Here is a 19,681-nt window from a genome sequence, read left to right on the forward strand (position 1 = left end):
TGCCCCGCGGGACGCTTCGTCCCGCGGGGCTCGCGCGTGCTCCCGCGGCCTGGCCGGCCGCGGGGCGCGTGCGGTGGGTGTTACAGCGCCGGGTAGGCGTTCTTCAGGAGTTCCTGGAACTGGGCCGAGAACCACTGGCCCGCGAGCGGGGCGTCGGGCAGCGCGCCCGACATGCTGTTCCCGTTACGGACGTTGCCCGTGTACGTCGGGTCGCACATCCGGTCGAAGCCCTTGCCCTCGTTGTTCGGGATCTCCTTGGAGGCGCCGTCGGACTCGCCCGGGGGCTTCATCCAGACGTACGCGTCGATGCCCGCGGCCGGGGCCGCCTGGGGCCGCTCGCCGAGACCCGCGCCGGACTGGTTGCACCAGTTGCCGGGGTTGATGCGCCGGTCGTAGCGACCGCCGTTGACGTAGGTGTCGACGCTGGTCAGGGCTCCCGGGCCCGTGGGCCGCGCGGTGCCGCCCCAGCCGTTGCGGGAGGTGTCGATCAGCATGCCGAGGTTGCTGTCGAAGCCGATCGAGACCAGCTTGGCGCGCATCGCCTGGGCGTACGACAGCTCGTCGGTGTAGCGGTTCCAGTCGACCCACTTCGACTGGCGCACGGTGGTGCCGTTCACACTGTCGTTGATCGTGAAGTGGTCCTCCTTCAGGGCGCTGTAGTTGGCGGTGTTGACGATGAAGCCGTGCACGTTGGCGAGGGTCGAGCCCTCGGCCGTGGCGGCTTGCTTGAACAGTTCGGCGGACGGGCCGAAGTTGTCGTCCCAGCCCAGCCAGCCGTGGTGGCCCGCGTCGATGTAGTTGTAGACGTTGCCGATCGCGCCGAGCTTCTTGAGCGCGTAGCCGACGCCGGTGATGTAGTTGCCGTTCGCCTTCATGACGTCGCAGTTGGGCGTGGCCGTGGGACGCCCGGAGACGTTGGTGACCAGGTTGGGCAGCGAGTCGATCTCGACCGTGGTGACGATCCGCAGACCGGCGTACTTGGAGTCGGCGAGGATCGCGGCGAGCGGGTCGATGTACTCGGTCTTGTAGCGGTCGATCTCGGTGGGGCCGAGCTCGCCGTTGGAGGCGAGCGCGGCGCAGTCGCGGCCGGGCAGGTTGTAGATGACGAGCTGGACGACGAGCTCGCCGGAGCCCTTCTGCCGCAGGGCCTCGTCGAGGTGGGCGCGCAGACCCATGGTGGTGGCGGAGCCGTTGACCGCGGCGATCCGGTCCAGCCAGATGCCGGTGGGCTGGTTGGAGACCTTGGTGCCGCCCGGCTCGGCCGCGGCCTTCGCGGACCACTCCGGGTTCACGTACACCTTGGCGCCGGCGTACGGGTTGTCGGCCTTGGTCCCGGCCGGCGGCGTGGTGGGAGGCGTGGTGGGCGGGGTGGTCGGTGGCGTGGTGGGAGGCGTCGTCGGCTCGGTGGCGCCGTTGCAGACGACCCCGTTCAGCTTGAAGGTCGCCGGCACGGCGTTGGTGCCGCTGTAGGAGCCGTTGAAGCCGAAGGAGGTGGAGCCGCCGGTGGCCAGCGTCCCGTTGTACGAGACGTTCTTGGCGGTGACGTTGGCGCCGGACTGGGTGAGGGTGGCGTTCCAGCCCTGGGTGACCTGCTGGTTGCCGCCGTAGGTCCACTCGACGGTCCACGCGGCGACCGGGTCACCGGTGTTGGTGACGGTCACGTTGGCGCCGAAGCCGGTGTTCCACTGGTTGGTGATCTGGTAGTCGACCTTGCAGCCGGGGGTGGCCGCGCCGGCGGTGGTGCCGAAGACGGTGGCGGTGGCGCCGGTGGCGGTGATCAGGCCGAGTGCCGCCAGGAGGGCGGTACGACTGGTGCTTCTGGTGCGGCTCATGCGGGTGGGATTCCTTTCAGGGGGTGAGGTCGCGCAGGTGGTCGCGCAGCCCGATGCCGAATGCGGTGGGGGTGCCGTCGTACGAAGTGATCAGTGCGGGCCCTGAGTTGCAGTTCCAGGTGTTCCAGGTCCAGCCGAGGTACGAGAGGCCGCGGTCGTCGAACCACTTCATGACGCGGTCGATGAACGCGTGTCCGCAGGTGTTCTCACCGATCTCGCCCGCGAGGAGGGGAACCTTGGCGGCTACCGGGGCGAGGGTGTCGTTCCAGCACGTCTCGTCGGAACAGGTGTTGAAGTTGTAGACGTGCCAGGCGGCGGCCAGATTGCCCGCCGGGTCTGTGGGGGCGTACGTGAGCCACTGGCTGAGGTCGTTGGAGTACGCGATGCCCGGGACGAGGACGAGGTTCCTCGATCCCGTGGCGCGGACCGCGTCCACCAGGTCCTGCATGCCGGCGACCTCGTAGCCGATGCCGGGGCAGGTGCCGCCGTCGCGCCAGCAGGACCAGGCCTGTGCCGCGGTGGAGGTCGCCCGGTCCGGATAGGGCTCGTTGAACAGGTCGAAGACGACCCGCCGGTCGTTCTTGAAGGTGTTCGCGACCGATGTCCAGAACGCCGGCGTGTACTGGGCGCCGGGCATCGGCTTCTGGCAGGAGGCGTGCACGTCGGCGCAGCCCGAGGAGTTGCCGGTGTACTGGCCGTGGGTCCAGTGCAGTTCGACCACGGGGGTCATGCCGTGGGCGAGGACCTTGGCCACCAGGTCCCTGACCGCGTTGACGTAGTTCGCGCCGCGGTACTCGGGCTTGACGTTGTCCAGGCCGAGCCAGCACTCCTCGTTGAGGGGGATGCGGACCGTGTTGGCCTTCCAGTCGGCGATGGCCTTGACCGAGGCGTCGTCGACGGGACCGTCGAAGAAGCCGTAGCCCTGGACGCACATGAACTCGCCGCCGGAGCGGTTGACGCCGAGGAGGCGGCGGACCGCGCCGTTCTGGTCGGTGAACTTGCTTCCCGTGACGCCGAGTTCGGGCGCGCCGGGGACGGGGGTCGGCGGCGGGCTGGTCGGCGGAGGGGTGGTCGGGGGTGTGGTCGGGTCGGTGGGGGTCGGCGTCGGCGTCGTGGTCGACGGCGTCGGCGTCGGGGTGGGCGTGGGTCCTTCGGTGGTGCACGGCGTGCCGTTGAGCGTGAACGCGGTGGGGGCCGTGTTGGTGCCCGTCCAGGAGGCGATGAATCCGCCCGTGACCTTGGCGCCCGTGGCGAGGGCGGCGTTCCAGCTCTCGTTCACGACGGTGACGGACGCCCCGGTCTGGGACCACTTCCCGCCCCAGCCCTGGCTGACGACCTGGCCGGCCGGGAAGGCGAAGCCGAGGCTCCAACCGTTCAGCGCGGCACCGTTGTTGGTGACGGTGACGGCGCCCTGGTAGCCGCCGGCCCACTGGCCGGCGACCGAGTACTCGACGGTGCAGACGGGTGCGGCCGCTGCTCCTGAGGCCGTACCCGTGACGGCGAAAGCGGTACTCGCCATCGTGAGCGCCGCTCCTGCGAGCAGCGCGGACAGACGTGGGGGATGTCGCATGAGCGAGTCCTCACAGCGAGGGCACACCGCTGACGGTGTGCCGACTGGATGGAACCGCTCCCACTGGTCGGGCAGACCGTAGCGCCAACAGCCGCCAAGCAAAAGAGGTGTTGGGTAAATTTCCTCGTCATCTGCCTTCGACTCTTCACACACCTTGACGCCGTTGCGGCTCAACTGCACAGTGGGAGCGCTCCCACTGGTTCAGGGCTTGTCCCCGCAAGCTGTTCTCGCTCTTCGCACCCCCAACCTCCCGAGCCGCGAGGAGAACCACCCGCATGCCACGACCACTCGTACGACGACCACGCCGGCAGCTGACCGCGCTGGCCGCTGCGCTCTCCCTGCCCCTCGGCCTCACGGCCGTCGGTGCCACCACGGCCCAGGCCGCCGCCGTGCAGTGCAGCGTCGACTACAAGACGAACGACTGGGGTTCCGGCTTCACCGCCGAACTCACGCTCACCAACCGGGCCACCACCGCGCTCAACGGCTGGACCCTCACCTACTCCTACGCCGGCGACCAGAAGCTCACCAACGGCTGGAGCGGCGTCTGGTCCCAGTCCGGCAAGAACGTCACCGTGACCAACGCGTCCTGGAACGGCAGCCTCGCCGCGGGCGCCGCCACCACCACCGGCGCCCAGTTCACGTACAGCGGGACCAACGCCGCCCCGACCGGCTTCGCGGTCAACGGCACCACCTGCGCCGGCGCTCACCAGCCCCCGGTCGCCGTCCTGACCAGCCCCACCGCGGGCGCCGTCTACACCGAGGGCGACGCGGTGCCGCTGGCCGCCACCGCCGCCGCGGCCGACAGCGCGACCGTGAGCAAGGTGGAGTTCTACAGCGACACCACGCTCCTCGGCACCGACACCACCGCACCCTTCGCCTACAGCGCCGCCGGCCTCGCCACCGGCGCCCACTCCCTCTACGCCAAGGCCTACGACAGCCTCGGCGCCTCCGCCGAGTCCGCCCCCGTCGGCATCACCGTCGCCGCCGGACCCGCGCTCGTCGCCTCCCCGAGCCAGCTCGGCGTCCGCCAGGGCACGACGGGCACCTTCGACCTGAAGCTGTCCACCGCGCCCACCGCGAACGTCACGGTGAGCGTCGCCCGTACCTCGGGCAACACCAATCTCACCGCGACTCCCGCGACCCTCACCTTCACCCCGGCGAACTGGAACACCGCCCAGAAGGTGACCGTCGCCGCCGCGGCCACCGGCACCGGCTCGGCCGTTTTCACCGCGACCGCCCCCGGCCACGCCAAGGCCGAGGTGACCGTCGCCCAGCTGGCCGCGAACTCCACGTACGACGCCCGCTTCCTCGACCTGCACGGGAAGATCACCAACCCGGCCAACGGCTACTTCTCGCCCGAGGGCATCCCGTACCACTCCGTCGAGACCTTGATCGTCGAGGCCCCCGACCACGGGCATGAGACGACCTCGGAGGCGTACAGCTACCTCATCTGGCTCCAGGCCATGTACGGGAAGATCACCGGCGACTGGACCAAGTTCAACGGCGCCTGGGACACCATGGAGAAATTCATGATCCCCACCCACGCCGACCAGCCCACGTCCTCCTCCTACAACGCCTCCAAGCCGGCGACGTACGCCCCCGAGTGGGACCTCCCGTCGCAGTACCCGGCGAAGCTGGACTCCGGCGTGACCTCGGGCTCCGACCCGATCGCCGCCGAGCTCAAGAGCGCCTACGGCACCGACGACATCTACGGCATGCACTGGATCCAGGACGTCGACAACGTCTACGGCTTCGGCAACGAGCCCGGGAAGTGCTCCACCGGACCGACGGCGACCGGCCCCTCCTACATCAACACCTTCCAGCGCGGCCCCCAGGAGTCCGTCTGGGAGACCGTCACCCACCCCACCTGCGACAAGTTCGCCTACGGCGGCAAGAACGGCTACCTGGACCTCTTCACGGGGGACTCCTCCTACGCCAAGCAGTGGAAGTTCACCAACGCGCCCGACGCCGACGCCCGCGCCGTCCAGGCCGCCTACTGGGCCGACCTCTGGGCCAAGCAGCAGGGCAAGGGAAGCCAGGTCACCGCGACCGTCGGCAAGGCCGCCAAGATGGGCGACTACCTGCGGTACGCGATGTTCGACAAGTACTTCAAGAAGTCCGGGAACTGCGTCGGCCCGACCACCTGCCCGGCCGGCACCGGCAAGGACAGCGCGCACTACCTGATGTCCTGGTACTACGCCTGGGGCGGTGCCGCCGACACCTCCGCCGGCTGGTCCTGGCGGATCGGCTCCAGCCACGCCCACGGCGGATACCAGAACCCGCTCGCCGCGTACGCGCTCAGCGAGTACGCCCCGCTCAAGCCGAAGTCGACGACGGGCGCGGCGGACTGGGCGACCAGCCTCGACCGGCAGCTTGAGTTCTACCGCTGGCTCCAGTCGGACGAGGGCGCCATCGCGGGCGGCGCCACCAACAGCTGGCAGGGCCGTTACGCCACCCCGCCGGCCGGCACGCCGACCTTCCACGGCCTCTTCTACGACGAGAAGCCCGTCTACCACGACCCCGCGTCGAACCAGTGGTTCGGCTTCCAGGCCTGGTCCATGGAGCGGGTCGCCGAGTACTACCAGCAGACCGGTGACGCCGGGGCGAAGACCGTCCTGGACAAGTGGGTCTCCTGGGCGCTGTCCAAGACGACGATCAACCCGGACGGCACCTACCGCATCCCCTCCACCCTCCAGTGGTCGGGCGCGCCCGACACCTGGAACGCGGCGAGCCCCGGCGCCAACGCCGGCCTGCACGTCACCGTCGCCGACTACACCGACGACGTCGGCGTGGCCGCCGCCTACGCCAAGACGCTCACCTACTACGCGGCCAAGTCCGGTCACGCCGAGGCCAAGCGCGTCGCCAAGGCACTCCTCGACGGCATGTGGGACCACCACCAGGACCCGCTGGGCGTCGCCGTCCCGGAGACCCGCGCCGACTACAACCGCTTCGACGACCCGGTCTACGTGCCGAGCGGCTGGACCGGTGTCATGCCGAACGGCGACGCGGTGAACTCCTCGTCGACCTTCGCCTCGATCCGCTCCTTCTACAAGAACGACCCGGCCTGGCCCAAGATCGAGGCCTACCTGGCGGGCGGCGCAGCCCCCGTCTTCACCTACCACCGGTTCTGGGCCCAGGCGGACATCGCCCTGGCCATGGGCTCGTACGCGGAGCTGCTCGAATAACAGCCCGCCCCGCCTGGAGACGGCTCCGCGTACGACGAGGCCGGGTGGACCCCGCGAGGGGCCCGCCCGGCCTTCGGCCGTGCCCGGGGCCGGCCGGAGATCCATTGACGACGCCTGACTCCCGCTCCTACGTTCTCGTTCGGACATACGACCGTCGGTCGAAATACCGAACACACCGAACGAGAGGGAACCGCGTGTCCCACACCGAACGCACCACCCGCACCGCTCGTTTCACCCTCGATCCCGACTTCACCGTCGGCCCCGTCGACCCCCGCCTCTACGGCTCCTTCGTCGAGCACCTCGGCCGCTGCGTCTACACCGGCATCCACGAGCCCGGCCACCCCACCGCCGACGAGGACGGACTGCGCACCGACGTCCTGGAGCTGGTCCGCGAGCTCGGCGTCACCGCGATGCGCTACCCCGGCGGCAACTTCGTCTCCGGCTACCGCTGGGAGGACGGCGTCGGCCCGGTCGAGCGGCGGCCGCGCCGGCTCGACGTCGCCTGGCGCTCCACCGAGACCAACCGCTTCGGCCTGAGCGAGTTCATGGCCTTCCTGCGGAAACTCGGCCCGCAGGCCGAGCCGATGATGGCGGTGAACCTCGGCACCCGCGGCATCACGGAGGCCATGGACCTCGTCGAGTACGCCAACCACCCCGGCGGCACCGAGCTCTCCGACCGCCGGATCGCGCACGGCGACAAGGACCCGTTCGGCATCCGGCTCTGGTGTCTGGGCAACGAGATGGACGGCACCTGGCAGACCGGCCAGAAGACCGCGGAGGAGTACGGCCGGCTGGCCGCCCAGACCGCCCGCGCGCTGCGCCAGTTCGACCCCGGGCTCGAACTCGTCGCCTGCGGCAGCTCCGCCAGGGACCTGCCGACCTTCGCCGCCTGGGAGGCCACGGTCCTGGCGGAGACGTACGAGGTGGTCGACCACGTCTCGCTGCACGCCTACTACGAGGAGACCGACGGCGACCGCGACTCCTTCCTCGCCTCCGCCGTCCACATGGAGGCCTTCATCGAGGAGGTGGTCGCCACCTGCGACCACGTCGGCGCCCGCCTCAAGTCGCCCAAGCGCCTCACCCTCTCCTTCGACGAGTGGAACGTCTGGTACCAGCGCCGGCCCCACGCGCATCCCTTCGAGGACTGGCAGGAGGCCCCGCGCCTCCTGGAGGACGTGTACACCGTCACCGACGCGGTCGTGTTCGGCACGCTCGTGATCGCCCTGCTGCGCCACGCCGACCGGATCGCCGTGGCCTGTCTCGCCCAGCTCGTCAACGTGATCGCCCCGATCATGACCGAGCCCGGCGGCCCCGCCTGGCGCCAGACCACCTTCTTCCCGTTCGCCCAGGCCTCCCGCCACGGCCGCGGGACCGTCCTCGACGTGCGGGTGGCCTCGCCGACGTACCCCACGGAGCGGTACGGGGACGTGCCGCTGCTGCACGCCACGGCCGTACGGGGCGAGGACGGCGGGGTGACCGTCTTCGCCGTGAACCGCGGACGGAACGCGCCCTTGCCGCTCGAGGTGACCCTGCGCGGCCTCGGCCTCGACCGGGTCGTCGAGCACAGCGCGCTCGCGGACGAGGACCCCGAGGCCGCCAACACACTCGACGAGCCGGATCGGGTCGTGCCGCACCCGGTGGCGGGCACGGAGCTCGTGGACGGGGTGCTGCGGGCCGTCCTGGAGCCCCTGTCCTGGAACGTCATCCGGCTGGCCTGACGAGCCCTTCGTTGAATCCTTTCATCACAGGGCTCGCGAAGGTGCATTCGAAGCGCTTCGAAAGATCCTGTCCGAAGCGTTGACGTGGCTGGCCGACGACCCTACTTTGTCCCAGCAAGCGCTTTCCTGAAACGTTCTAATAACGCGCGGAGGACGAACTGTGCGTACTCAAGGCACTGTGGACCGTCGGAGCCTGCTGAAGGTCACCGGCAGCTCCCTCGCGGCTCTCGGTCTGACCGCGGCGGGCTGCGGCACCGGCTCCGACTCCGGAGACGGCACCGTCACCATCCGGTACACCTGGTGGGGCTCCGACGACCGGGCCAAGCGGATCAACCAGTCGATCGCCCTCTTCGAGAAGAAGTTCCCGAAGATCAAGGTCAAGACCGACTTCCAGCCCTACGCCGACTTCTGGAAGAAGTTCAACACCCAGGCGTCGGGGGGCAACGCACCGGACGTCTTCCAGAACGCCATCGGCTTCCTGCGCAAGTACGACGCGAAGAACGTCCTCCTCGACCTGCGCGAGCAGGCCGAGGCGGGGAACCTCCGCCTCGACGGGTTCCGCGCCGGCCTGGAGAAGTTCGGCGAGGTCGACGGCAAGCTGCTCGGCATACCCGTCGGCAGCAACTCGATGGCCCTCGTCGTCGACCAGGCCGTCTTCACCAAGGCCGGCGTCACCCCCAAGCCCGGCTGGACCTGGGACGAGTACCACGACGCCCTCGCCAGGATCCGGCAGAGCCAGGGAAGGGCCGGCGACGCCGGCCCGTACGGGATCATGTACCTCTACGACCTCTACCTCCGCCAGCACGGCAAGGCGTTCTTCACCACCTCCGCCCTCGGCTTCACCGAGGCCGACCTCACGGACTGGTGGACCAAGGCCTACGCGCGCGTGAAGTCCGGCGTGTACGCCGACCCGAAGAAGACCATCCAGGCCAAGCCCAAGTCGGCGGTCACCGCCGGACTAGCCGGCTCCGAATTCACCTGGGACAACTTCGCCGTCCGCTACACCAGCGAGGGCAAGAGCACCTACGGCCTGGCCCCCATCCCCACCACGGACGGCCGCAAGACCGGCCAGTACCTCGGCTCCCTCATGCTCAGCGCCTCCAAGCGCACCAAGCACCCCAAGGAGGCGGCCCAGTTCATCGACTTCATGGTCCACGACCCCGAGGTCGGCCGGATCATGGGCTACGACCGCGGCGTCCCGTCCACCGAGGCACAGTTCCGGGCGTACGTGCCGGCGGACGAGGTCGGCAAGCAGATCGCCGCCTACGAGAAGCAGCTCGTCGAGTCCCGCGTCCTGGAACCGATCACCCCGCACCCGGCCGGCGCCGACGTGTGCGAGGCCGCGTTCCTGCGGCTCGCCGAGGAGATGTCCCTGGGCGAGCGGCCCGTCGCCGACGCGGTGAAGCAGTACTTCACCGAGGCGAAGACGGCGCTCTCCTCCTGATGGACACCGCCGTGACCACCGCACCGACCCCCGCGCCGACGACCCGCCCCGACGGGGAGACCGCGCCCGCGGCCTCCCCGGCCGGCGGCGGCCGCCCGCGCGGCCGCTCCCGCACCCGAAGGGCCCGCCGCGAGAACCTCGCCGGCTACCTCTTCATGTCCCCCTGGATCACGGGCTTCCTCCTGCTCACCGCGGGACCCATGGCCGCCTCGCTCTACTTCGCCTTCACCGACTACAACCTCTTCGACGCCCCGCGGTGGATCGGCCTCGACAACTTCACCGAGATGTTCGGCGACCCCCGCTGGCGCACCTCGGTCGAAGTCACCGGCCGGTACGTGGTCATCGGCACCCCGCTGAAACTGGCCGCCGCACTCGGCGTCGCCCTCCTCCTCAACCAGAGCAGGCGCGGACAGGGCTTCTACCGGGCCGCGTTCTACGCGCCCTCGCTCATCGGCGCCAGCGTCTCGATCGCCATCGTCTGGCGCGCGATCTTCTCCGACGGCGCAGCCGTCGACCGCGGACAGCAGCTCATCGGCCTGGACCCCGGAGGCTGGATCGGCGACCCCGACCGCATCATCTACGCCCTGGTCGCGCTGACCGTCTGGCAGTTCGGCGCCCCCATGGTCATCTTCCTCGCCGGGCTGAAGCAGGTGCCGCGCGAACTGTACGAGGCGGCGCAGGTCGACGGCGCGAGCCCGTGGCGGCGGTTCTGGCACATCACCCTGCCGATGATCTCCCCGGTGCTCTTCTTCAACGTCCTCCTGGAGACCATCCACTCCTTCCAGATCTTCGGCTCCGCCTACATCATCGGCAGCCAGGGCAACGCCTGCGGACCCGCCGACGGCACGCTCGTCTACACCTGCTACCTCTACATCCAGGGCTTCGAGAACAGCCGGATGGGCCTGGCATCGGCGATGGCCTGGATGCTGCTCCTCGCCGTCGGCCTGGTCACCGCGGTCCTTTTCTGGTCCCAGCGGCGCTGGGTGCACTACGAGGAGGGGGCCCGATGAGCCTCGCGACACGGACCGCCGCCCCGACCGGCACGGCGACCACCACCCGGAACAGGAGCCCGCGCACCGCGGGTTCGATCGCCTGGCACCTCGGCGCCCTCGCCGTGCTCGCCGTCATCCTCTACCCGGTCGTCTGGGTGATCGGCGGCTCCTTCAAACCCAACGACGAGATCGTCGGCAGCCTGAACCTCCTCCCCACCGACCCCGTCACCGAGAACTACCGGCGGCTCGCCGACGGCATCGCCGACATCCCCATCTCCACCTTCTTCGGCAACTCCCTCTTCCTCGCCGTCGGTTCGGTCATCGGCGTCGTCCTCTCCAGCTCCCTCGCGGCCTACGCCTTCGCCAAGATCGGCTTCGCCGGACGCGGCCTGCTCTTCACCCTGATGATCGGCACCCTGCTCCTGCCGTACCACGTACTGCTCATCCCGCAGTACGTGCTCTTCCAGAAGCTCGAACTCATCAACACCTACACGCCGTTGCTGCTCGGCAAGTACCTCGCCACCGACGCCTTCTTCGTCTTCCTCATGCTCCAGTTCATGCGCGGGCTCCCCAGGGAACTGGACGAGGCGGCCCGGCTCGACGGCTGCGGACACCTGCGCACCTACTGGTCGATCGTGCTGCCGCTGTGCAGGCCCGCGCTCATCACCAGCGCGATCTTCACGTTCATCAACGCCTGGAACGACTTCATGGGTCCGCTGATCTACCTCAACGAACCCGAGAAGTACACGGTCTCGCTGGGCCTCAAGATGTTCGTCGACCAGGACGGCGTCGCCAACTACGGCGGCATGATCGCGATGTCACTCGTGGCCCTGCTTCCCGTGGTCGCCTTCTTCCTCGCCTTCCAGCGGTACCTCATCGACGGCATGGCCACCTCGGGACTCAAAGGATGAGCGCCCGCACGCGAGGCCGCTTCCTCGCCCCCTTCGGAATCTTCGCCGAATGCCTCCTCGCGGGGGTGTGGATCGCCGCCGCCGGGCTGCCGCTCGTGACACTGCCGGCAGCGCTCGCCGCCGGCGCGTCCCACCTACGGCGCTCCGCCGACGGCCGGCAGGCCGGCCTGCGGTACTTCGCCACCGACCTGCGCGGCGCCCTGCGGGGCGGCGGCCGGGCTGCGGGGCTCGCCTACGCAGCCGCCCTCGCCCTCGTCGCCGCCGACCTCACCCTCGTACGAGCGCTGCCCGTGCCCGGCGGGCGGACGATCGGCACCCTCGCCGTCCTCGCGGCGCTCTGGCTGACCGTCACCGTCCTCCGGGCCGCGGCCGCCTGGCGGCCCGGCCTGCGCTGGCGGGCCCTCCTCGGCCCCGCCGCCCGCCGCGCCCTGCGCGACCCCGCGGGCTCCCTCCTCGTCGTCTGCGGCCTGGCGGTCATCGCCGCCTCCGCCTGGTTCTCCGCCCCCCTCGCCCTACCCGCCCTCGGCATCCTCGTCGCCTCCGCCGTCGCCGCCGACCACCGCCTCGCGGGCCCCCACTCCGCCGAGACGACGCCCCCTCTCCCCGTCATAGCCCCTCGCTCCGCCGAGGCGGCACCCACTCCGCCCACCCCCGTTGTGGGCAATCGTTCCGCTGGGGCGGAATGGGTGGGCACAACGGACGGCGCCCCCTGCCGGGCCTAGGCTTCCGCGCCTGAACCCGCGCCCTTCGTGCGACACCTTTCCGGTGCGGGTCCAGGTACAGGGGCGGCCGCCCCACCCTTTGTGCGCCGCGCTATCGGTGCGGGCCAGGGCACAAGGGGCCGACGCGCCGCCAAGGGCGCCGTCCCGTGTGCCCACCCGTCCCGCCCCAGCGGGACGATTGCCCACACGGGGGTGGGCCGGCGCAGGGCGCGGCCCGCACGCGCTGGCGGGCACGTGGGCGCGGCCCGCACGCGCTGGCGGGCACGTGGGCGCGGCCCGCACGCGGTGGCGGGCACGTGGGCGCGGCCCGCACGTGCTGGCGGGCGCCACCGCCCCGGCCCACCGCCCCGCATCACCGCGGCCCATCCGGCCACCGCACCCCCCGATCTCCCACCCCCCCGATCTCCCCCCCCGCTTCCCCAGGCGCGCCATCCGCGCGCCCCGAAAGGAGTTCTCGTGTCCTCTCTTCCTCGTCGTTCGCTTCTCAAGGCGGCTGCCGTGGCCGGCGCCGGTGCGCAGTTCAGTTGGGTGTTGGGGCGGGGGGAGGCCCGGGCGGAGGGGCCGGGGGAGGCGGGGGAGGCGGGTGATCGGCCGGCGGTGGTGAGGTGGCTGGAGCCGGGTGGGCTGGGGGTGGCGGCCGGGTCGACGTTCGGTGTGGCGTGGCCGAAGGGGGTGTATGCGGGGGACCAGGACTTCGCGCTGACGACGGCGGAGGGGGCGCCGGTGCCGGTGCAGACGTGGACCACGGCGCGGTGGCCCGACGGCTCTTTGAAGTGGAGCGCGCATGCTGTCGGTCCTGGGGCGGCCGGGGCGGAGAGTTTCAGCCTTGCTCCCGGGACGCCCGCCGTCGCTGCGAAGACGGTGTCGGTCGCGGAGTCCGGTCGGCGGATCACCGTGGACACCGGCACTGTCCGGGCGGTGGTGTGGAGGGACGGGGGGAAGCTCGTCGAGTCGGTGACGCGGGACGGGGTGAGGATAGCGACCGACGGCCGGTTGGTGCTGCTGCGGCAGAGCGACGTGGACGACGGCGATCAGGGCAGTGCCAAGTGGGAGCGGTTCGACGGGGAGATCTCCGGTGCGACCGTGGAGCAGAGCGGGCCTGTCAGGGCTGTGGTGCGGATCGACGGCAAGCATCGGAAGGGGAGCCGTAGTTGGCTGCCGTTCTCGGTGCGTCTGTACTTCTACGCGGGCTCCGACTCGTTCCGGATGGTGCACACCATCACGTACGACGGTGACCACACCAAGGACTTCATCCGCGGTCTCGGTGTGCGTTTCACGGTGCCGATGCGTGATGCCGCGTACGACCGGCATGTCCGGATCGCGGGGGAGGGGGCCGGATTCCTGACGGAGGCCGTGCAGGGCGTCACGGGTCTGCGTCGTGACCCTGGTGCGGCCGTGCGTACGGCGCAGGTCAAGGGCGAGAAGCTGCCGGATCCGGCGACGTGGGATCAGCGGGTCACGACGCGGATGCAGTACGTGCCCACGTGGGGCGACTACACCCTGGCGCAGCTGTCCGCCGACGGCTTCGCCCTGCGTAAGCGCACCAAGGCGGGTCAGGGGTGGATCCCGGCGGGTGGCGGCCGCCGGGCGAGTGGGTTCGGCTATGTCGGCGGGGTGACGGGTGGACTGTCCTTCGGGCTGCGTGACTTCTGGCAGAAGCATCCGGCGCAGCTCGACATCAGGGGCGCGGCCGGTGACGAGGCCGAGGTCACGTTGTGGTTGTGGTCGCCCGAGGCGCAGCCGATGGACCTGCGGTTCTATCACGACGGCATGGGGCAGGACACGTACGCGGAGCAGCTCGAAGGGCTCAACATCACCTACGAGGACCATGAGCCGGGGTTCGGGACCCCGTACGGGATCGCCCGTACCAGCGAGTTGATGTTCTGGGCCAACGCGGCCACTCCCGCGGCCGCGACCCTCGTCGCCCAGGCGGAGGCCGTCCGGACGCCGCCGCAGCTGGCGGCGAGCCCGGAGGACCTCGTGCGGGCCCGGGTGTTCGGCGGGTTGTTCTCGCCCGTCGACCGGTCCACCGCCGCCAAGGCGAAGATCGAGGACCACCTCGACTTCCTCTTCACGTACTACAAGGACCAGGCGGAGCAGCGCCGTTGGTACGGCTTCTGGGACTACGGCGACATCATGCACACCTATGACGAGGACCGGCACCAGTGGCGGTACGACGTCGGGGGCTATGCCTGGGACAACTCCGAGCTGTCGCCCGACCTGTGGCTCTGGTACGCCTACCTGCGGTCGGGTCGCGCCGACATCTTCCGCTTCGCCGAGGCGATGACCCGGCACACCGGCGAGGTCGACGTGTACCACCTCGGTCAGTGGGCGGGCCTCGGCACCCGGCACGGCGTCCAGCACTTCGCCGACAGTGCCAAGCAGCAGCGCATCTCGACCGCCGTCTACCGGCGCCCCTACTACTTCCTGACGGCGGACGAGCGCGTCGGCGACCTCATGCACGAGCAGGTCGACTCCGACGAGACCTTCCTCGTCCTCGACCCCATCCGCAAGATCCGCACCGAGCCCTACACGCCTGACCGTCATGCCCTCTCCGTCGGCTTCGGCACCGACTGGAGCGGACTCGCCGCCGCGTGGCTCACCGAGTGGGAGCGCGGCGGCCCCAAGGCGGCCAAGGCGGAGGCGCGGCTGCGCTCGACGATGGAGACCATCGCGGCCCAGCCCAACGGCTTCGTGCAGGGCACCGGGCTCTACGACCTCGACACCGGCAGGTTCGCCGTCGCCGAGCAGCCCGTCGTCGGCGTCTCCCACCTGTCCGCCATGTTCGGCCTGGTCGAGATGTGCGCCGAGCTCATCGACCTCGTCGACATGCCCGCGTTCAGGAACGCGTGGCTCGACTACTGCCGCTACTTCAACGCGAGCAAGACCGAGCAGGCCGCCCGCTACGGCCAGAACTTCGGCACGCTCCTGCTCTTCCAGGGGCATTCGCGCCAGGACGCCTACGCCGCGGCCCAGTTGAACGACGCGAAGCTCGCCCAGCGCGCCTGGGCCAAGTTCGACAAGAGCGACGGGTACACGGCGGCCATGGTCTGGGACAAGACGCCCGTCCAGGGCTCCGCCGCCCTGGAACCCGGCTACGAGCACCTGTGGATCAGCACCAACACCACGGCCCTGTTCGGCCTCGCCGCCATCCAGAACCTCGCCCTCGTCGGCGACCACCTCCCGAAGTGAGCGTCGCGGTGACCCCGCCGACCGCACCCACCCGCACGACCAGAGAGAGGCGCACGATGCGGAAGACCGCACTCCTCGCCGTGGCGGCGACCCTGCTCGGGACGCTCGCCGCCGCACCGGCCGCCCACGCCGACGGCCCGTTCGGCCAGGGCCTCGACCACTGCGCGCCCACCGGCGCCGGGACGCTCGCCTGCCACTTCGACGTGGCACCCGGCACGTACGACGTCACCGTCACGCTCGGCGGGGAGACCGCCGGTTCGACGTCCGTCGGCGGCGAGACCCGGCGCGCCCTGCTCGCGGAGACCGTCACCGGGGCGGGGGAGAGCGTCCGCAGGTCGTTCACGGTCGACGTGCGCGACCCGGAGGGCGAGCCCACCGGGCCGGCCGGCAGCCCCGGCCTCGACCTGGTGGTCGGCGGCGCGGCCCCCCGCGTCACCGCGCTGCGGGTGACCCCCGCACCGGGCGCCCGCCGGCTGTTCCTCGTCGGCGACTCGACCGTCTGCGACCAGCCGGGGGACCCGTACACCGGCTGGGGCCAGCGGCTGCCCGTCCACCTGGGGCGGGGCGTCGCCGTCGCCAACCACGCCGACTCCGGCGAGAGCACGGTCACCTTCCTGGCGAACCCGGCGCTCTTCGACACCGTCGAGGCGGCGATCCGGCCCGGCGACCCCGTCCTGATCCAGCTCGCCCACAACGACAAGCAGACGGACGCGGCCACCTACCGCGCCCATCTGACCACGATGGTCGAGCGGGTACGGGCCAGGGGCGGCGAGCCCGTCCTCGTCACCCCGATCGTCCGCCGCTGGTTCAACGCCGACGGCACCCTGGACAACGGCATCGCCCTCCTCGTCAACGGCCTCGGGGTGGACCACCCCGCCGAGATCCGCGCCCTCGCGGGCTCCCTCGGCACCCCGCTGATCGACCTCACCGCCCTCACGAAGGCGCGGGTCGAGCAGCTGGGCCCCGAGGGCTCCAAGGCGCTCTACCTGACCGCCGAGAAGCGGGACAACACCCACACCTCGGTGCGCGGGGCCACGGAGTACGCGGCCCTCGTCGCCGGGGAGCTGCGGGCCCGGGGCATCCTCCCGGACCCGCAGGTGCGTTGACGCGTCAGACCACGGGCGAGAAGGCGAACGAGAAGGACGCCGGGGCCGCGTCGAGCCGGTACGCGGGCAGCACGCCCGGTCCGCAGGACTGGGAGCCGATGCCGTGCTGGGCGTGGTCCAGGTGCAGCCATAGGGTGTCGCCCGCGACGAGGTCGGTGTCGTGGGCGGCGGCGTCCAGCCGCTCGGTGGTCCAGCGGCGGGCGGTGAACGCGAACGCCGGCGCGCCCGCCACCCGTACGCCTCCGCCGTCGCTCCCGGCGGTCAGCTCCAGCCACCGGGTGTCGATCCGGGCCCCGTTCTCCTGCGGTCGCGCGTACGGCGTCCGGAGCCCGTCGACCGCGGCTTCCCAGCGGCCGAGCCGGGCGGCGGACCGGGTGTCGGGGTACGCCTCGCCCGGCCCGGCGCCGTACCAGACGGCCCGGTCGAGCGCGGCCGGCAGGCCGAGGCGGACGCCGAGCCGGGGGAGCGGGACCCGCCACTCGCCGTCCGGCTCGACCTCCACCCGGAGCAGCAGCGCGGCGCCGTCCGAGGTCCAGCGGTACGTGGTGCGCAGCCCGAAGTCCCCGGCGGCCGGCGCCACCCGCGACCGCACGGTCAACCCGTCGTCCTCCAGGGTGACTTCGTCGACACGGTGCCGCATCCGGTGCAGGCCGAGCTCGCGCCAGAGCGGTCCGTGGCGCTCGTCGGGCTGCCAGGGCGCGCCCTCGTCGTTGTCCGTCGGCGCCCGCCAGACGTCGAGCCGCAGCCCTGTGACGGGGAGGTGGCCCACGGCCACCGGCTCCCCGGTGCGGGCGTCGAGGACACCGGGGCCGAGGGTGATCCGGCCACCCGTGCGGACGGGGCGCTCGCCGCTCGTTCCGCGCGGCGCGGGGGCGGGCGCGGCGACCGGGATCTGCCCCCAGGCGACCTCGTGCCCCGCGGGCGCCCAGAGGGTGTCGTGAGCGAGGGACGCCCGGACGGTCCACAGGGTCTCGGCGCCTTCGGGGTGTGCGGGAGGCGTGGGCAGGGGCAGGTGCGCGCTGTCGCCCGCGGCGAGCGGAGGGAGGTCGAGCGGGCCGGTGGCGAGGGTCTCGCCGTCGGCCAGGAAGGACCAGGTGAGGGTGAGATGCGCGAGGTCGGCGACGTCGTGGCCGTTGGTCACCAGGGCCGTGTCCCGGCCGCCGGGGGCGATCCGTACCGGCTCGATCACCTTCTTGTACTCCAGGAGCCCCGGCGACGGCGTCCGGTCGGGGAACATCAGGCCGTCGCAGACGAAGTTCCCGTCGTGGAGCTCCTCGCCGAAGTCGCCTCCGTAGCCGTACCCGTGGACCGGGTGGGCGAGGCCGTGGTCGATCCACTCCCAGACGAAGCCGCCCTGGCAGCGCTCGTACGTCTCGAAGAGCCGCTGGTAGTCGGCGAGTCCGCCCGGACCGTTGCCCATCGCGTGCGCGTACTCGCAGAGGACGAGGGGGAGTTCGCGCCGGGACTCCGGTCCGGCGTCGGCGCGGCGGCCGATCTCCTCGACCTCGGCGTGCGGCGGGTACATCCGCGAGTAGACGTCGGTGTCCGCGCAGGACCGGTCGCCCTCGTAGTGGACGAGGCGGGACGGGTCGCGGTCCCGGATCCACTGCGCCATGGCGGTCAGCCCGGCGCCGGTCCCGCACTCGTTGCCGAGGGACCACATGACGACCGACGGGTGGTTCTTGTCGCGCTCGACGAGCCGGGCCGCCCGGTCGAGCAGCGCCGGGGTCCAGCGCGCGTCGTCGACGGGGTTGCCGCGCCAGGCCAGGTCCTCGAAGCCGTGGGTCTCCAGGTCGCCCTCGTCGATCACCCACAGGCCGTAGGTGTCGCAGAGGTCGAGGAAGGCGGGGTGCGGCGGGTAGTGCGAGGTGCGGACGGCGTTGATGTTGTGGCGCTTCATCAGCTCCACGTCCCGGCGCATCGTCGCGAGGTCCAGGGCGCGGCCGTGCTCCGGGTGGAACTCGTGCCGGTTGACGCCGCGGAAGAGGACCCGGCGCCCGTTGACCCTGATCACGCCGTCCTCGACGGCGACCGTCCGGAATCCGACGCGCAGCGGGATCCGCTCGCCGGCGGTGGCCAGCTCGCCTTCGTACAGCCGGGGCACCTCGGCGCTCCACGGCTCGACGGGGGCGGTGGCCGTCTCGCCGGTGGCGAGGTCGAGACCGAGCCCGGGGACGGTGACCCGGCCCGGGACGCCGGAGTCCACGCGCAGGGTGCCGAGGCCGGTGGTGTGGTCGTACGCGGCGTGGACGAAGAAGTCGCCGGCGGCGCCCTGCGGCCGGTGCAGCAGGGTCACGTCACGGAAGACGCCCGGCAGCCACCACTGGTCCTGGTCCTCCAGGTAGGAGCCGGAGGACCACTGGTGGACGCGGAGGGCGAGGACGTTGTCCCGCGCCTTCAGGAGGTGCCCGACGGCGAACTCGTGGGCCAGCCGGGAGCCCTTGAAGTCGCCGAGTTCCGTGCCGTTGAGCCACACCCGGGCGCACGACTCGACGCCGTCGAACCGGAGGACCGCCCCGCCGGCCGCGGGCCAGTCGGCGGGCAGGTCGAAGCGGCGCAGGTGGTCGCCGGTCGGGTTCTCGGTGGGGACGCGCGGCGGGTCCACGGGGAAGGGGTACCGGACGTTCGTGTAGGCGGGGCCGCCGTACGCCTTGCCCTGGAGCACCCAGTGGCCCGGCACCGAGACCGTGCCCCAGGCGCTCGCGTCGAAGTCCGGGGCGGCGAAGGACGCGTCCTCGGCGTCGGCGGTGGGGGAGAGGCGGAAGCCCCAGTCGCCGTTCAGGGAGAGGGCGGCCGCGTCGGAACGGGCGTACCACGCGCGGGGCGGGAGCGTGCCGCGCCCGGGGGAGACGTCCTCGTACCAGGGCAGGGGGGACGTGCGGAAGGGCGGGGCGGACATGGTCCTCCTGTCGGAGAGCGGGAGGGGCAGAGGAGAGCAAGAATGCGGAAAGCGCTTGCTGCGCGAGGTCCATCCCACCGCGCGCACCTCCACCGCACAACCCCGCCGGA

Annotated in this window: 11 protein-coding genes; 8 read left to right on the forward strand and 3 right to left on the reverse strand. The window is 71.3% G+C overall.

The features are described 5' to 3' along the window. Positions 1–80: 80 nt before the first annotated feature. Together MRBLMG1_RS02175 and MRBLMG1_RS02180 are read right to left on the reverse strand one after the other, a co-directional pair. Entirely contained in the window at positions 81–1,832 is a 1,752-nt protein-coding gene (locus MRBLMG1_RS02175) for a glycoside hydrolase family 6 protein (RefSeq protein ID WP_367820085.1), read from the reverse strand. Between the two features lie 16 nt (positions 1,833–1,848). Continuing rightward, positions 1,849–3,402, reverse strand: a complete 1,554-nt coding sequence (locus MRBLMG1_RS02180; protein ID WP_414721471.1) for a cellulase family glycosylhydrolase — start codon at positions 3,400–3,402, stop codon at positions 1,849–1,851. Between the two features lie 275 nt (positions 3,403–3,677). Here MRBLMG1_RS02180 and MRBLMG1_RS02185 point away from each other — a divergent pair, with 275 nt between their 5' ends. The 8 genes from MRBLMG1_RS02185 to MRBLMG1_RS02220 all read left to right on the forward strand — a co-directional run bounded on the left by MRBLMG1_RS02185 (position 3,678) and on the right by MRBLMG1_RS02220 (position 16,672). Continuing rightward, entirely contained in the window at positions 3,678–6,587 is a 2,910-nt protein-coding gene (locus MRBLMG1_RS02185) for a glycoside hydrolase family 48 protein (protein ID WP_367820088.1), read from the forward strand. A 194-nt stretch (positions 6,588–6,781) separates the two neighbouring features. Continuing rightward, on the forward strand, positions 6,782–8,305 hold the full coding sequence (locus tag MRBLMG1_RS02190) for an alpha-N-arabinofuranosidase (protein ID WP_367820090.1): 1,524 nt from the start codon (positions 6,782–6,784) through the stop codon (positions 8,303–8,305). Positions 8,306–8,483: 178 nt separating this feature from the next. Beyond that, positions 8,484–9,749, forward strand: coding sequence for an ABC transporter substrate-binding protein (locus MRBLMG1_RS02195; protein ID WP_367820091.1), 1,266 nt, complete (start codon positions 8,484–8,486; stop codon positions 9,747–9,749). After that, complete coding sequence (locus MRBLMG1_RS02200) at positions 9,749–10,759, forward strand: carbohydrate ABC transporter permease (protein ID WP_414721472.1); 1,011 nt, start codon at positions 9,749–9,751, stop codon at positions 10,757–10,759. The genes MRBLMG1_RS02195 and MRBLMG1_RS02200 overlap by 1 nt, the downstream gene beginning before the upstream one ends. Continuing rightward, the gene (locus MRBLMG1_RS02205) at positions 10,756–11,652 is read left to right on the forward strand and encodes a carbohydrate ABC transporter permease (RefSeq protein ID WP_367820095.1); all 897 of its coding nucleotides are present in this window, start codon (positions 10,756–10,758) and stop codon (positions 11,650–11,652) included. Before MRBLMG1_RS02200 ends, MRBLMG1_RS02205 begins: the two co-directional genes overlap by 4 nt. After that, the gene (locus tag MRBLMG1_RS02210) at positions 11,649–12,374 is read left to right on the forward strand and encodes a hypothetical protein (RefSeq protein WP_367820097.1); all 726 of its coding nucleotides are present in this window, start codon (positions 11,649–11,651) and stop codon (positions 12,372–12,374) included. The genes MRBLMG1_RS02205 and MRBLMG1_RS02210 overlap by 4 nt, the downstream gene beginning before the upstream one ends. Positions 12,375–12,830: 456 nt before the next feature. Continuing rightward, complete coding sequence (locus MRBLMG1_RS02215) at positions 12,831–15,566, forward strand: Tat pathway signal sequence domain protein (RefSeq protein ID WP_367820099.1); 2,736 nt, start codon at positions 12,831–12,833, stop codon at positions 15,564–15,566. A 56-nt stretch (positions 15,567–15,622) separates the two neighbouring features. Then, positions 15,623–16,672: a rhamnogalacturonan acetylesterase gene (locus tag MRBLMG1_RS02220; protein ID WP_367820101.1), complete on the forward strand. Its 1,050-nt coding sequence runs from the start codon at positions 15,623–15,625 to the stop codon at positions 16,670–16,672. 4 nt (positions 16,673–16,676) lie between these two features. On the opposite strand, the gene MRBLMG1_RS02225 is transcribed toward MRBLMG1_RS02220, so the two are convergent. Then, the gene (locus MRBLMG1_RS02225) at positions 16,677–19,571 is read right to left on the reverse strand and encodes a glycoside hydrolase family 2 TIM barrel-domain containing protein (RefSeq protein WP_367820103.1); all 2,895 of its coding nucleotides are present in this window, start codon (positions 19,569–19,571) and stop codon (positions 16,677–16,679) included. Positions 19,572–19,681: the final 110 nt, after the last annotated feature.

The organism is Streptomyces sp. LMG1-1-1.1 (genome assembly GCF_040815545.1).
GTDB lineage: Bacteria > Actinomycetota > Actinomycetes > Streptomycetales > Streptomycetaceae > Streptomyces.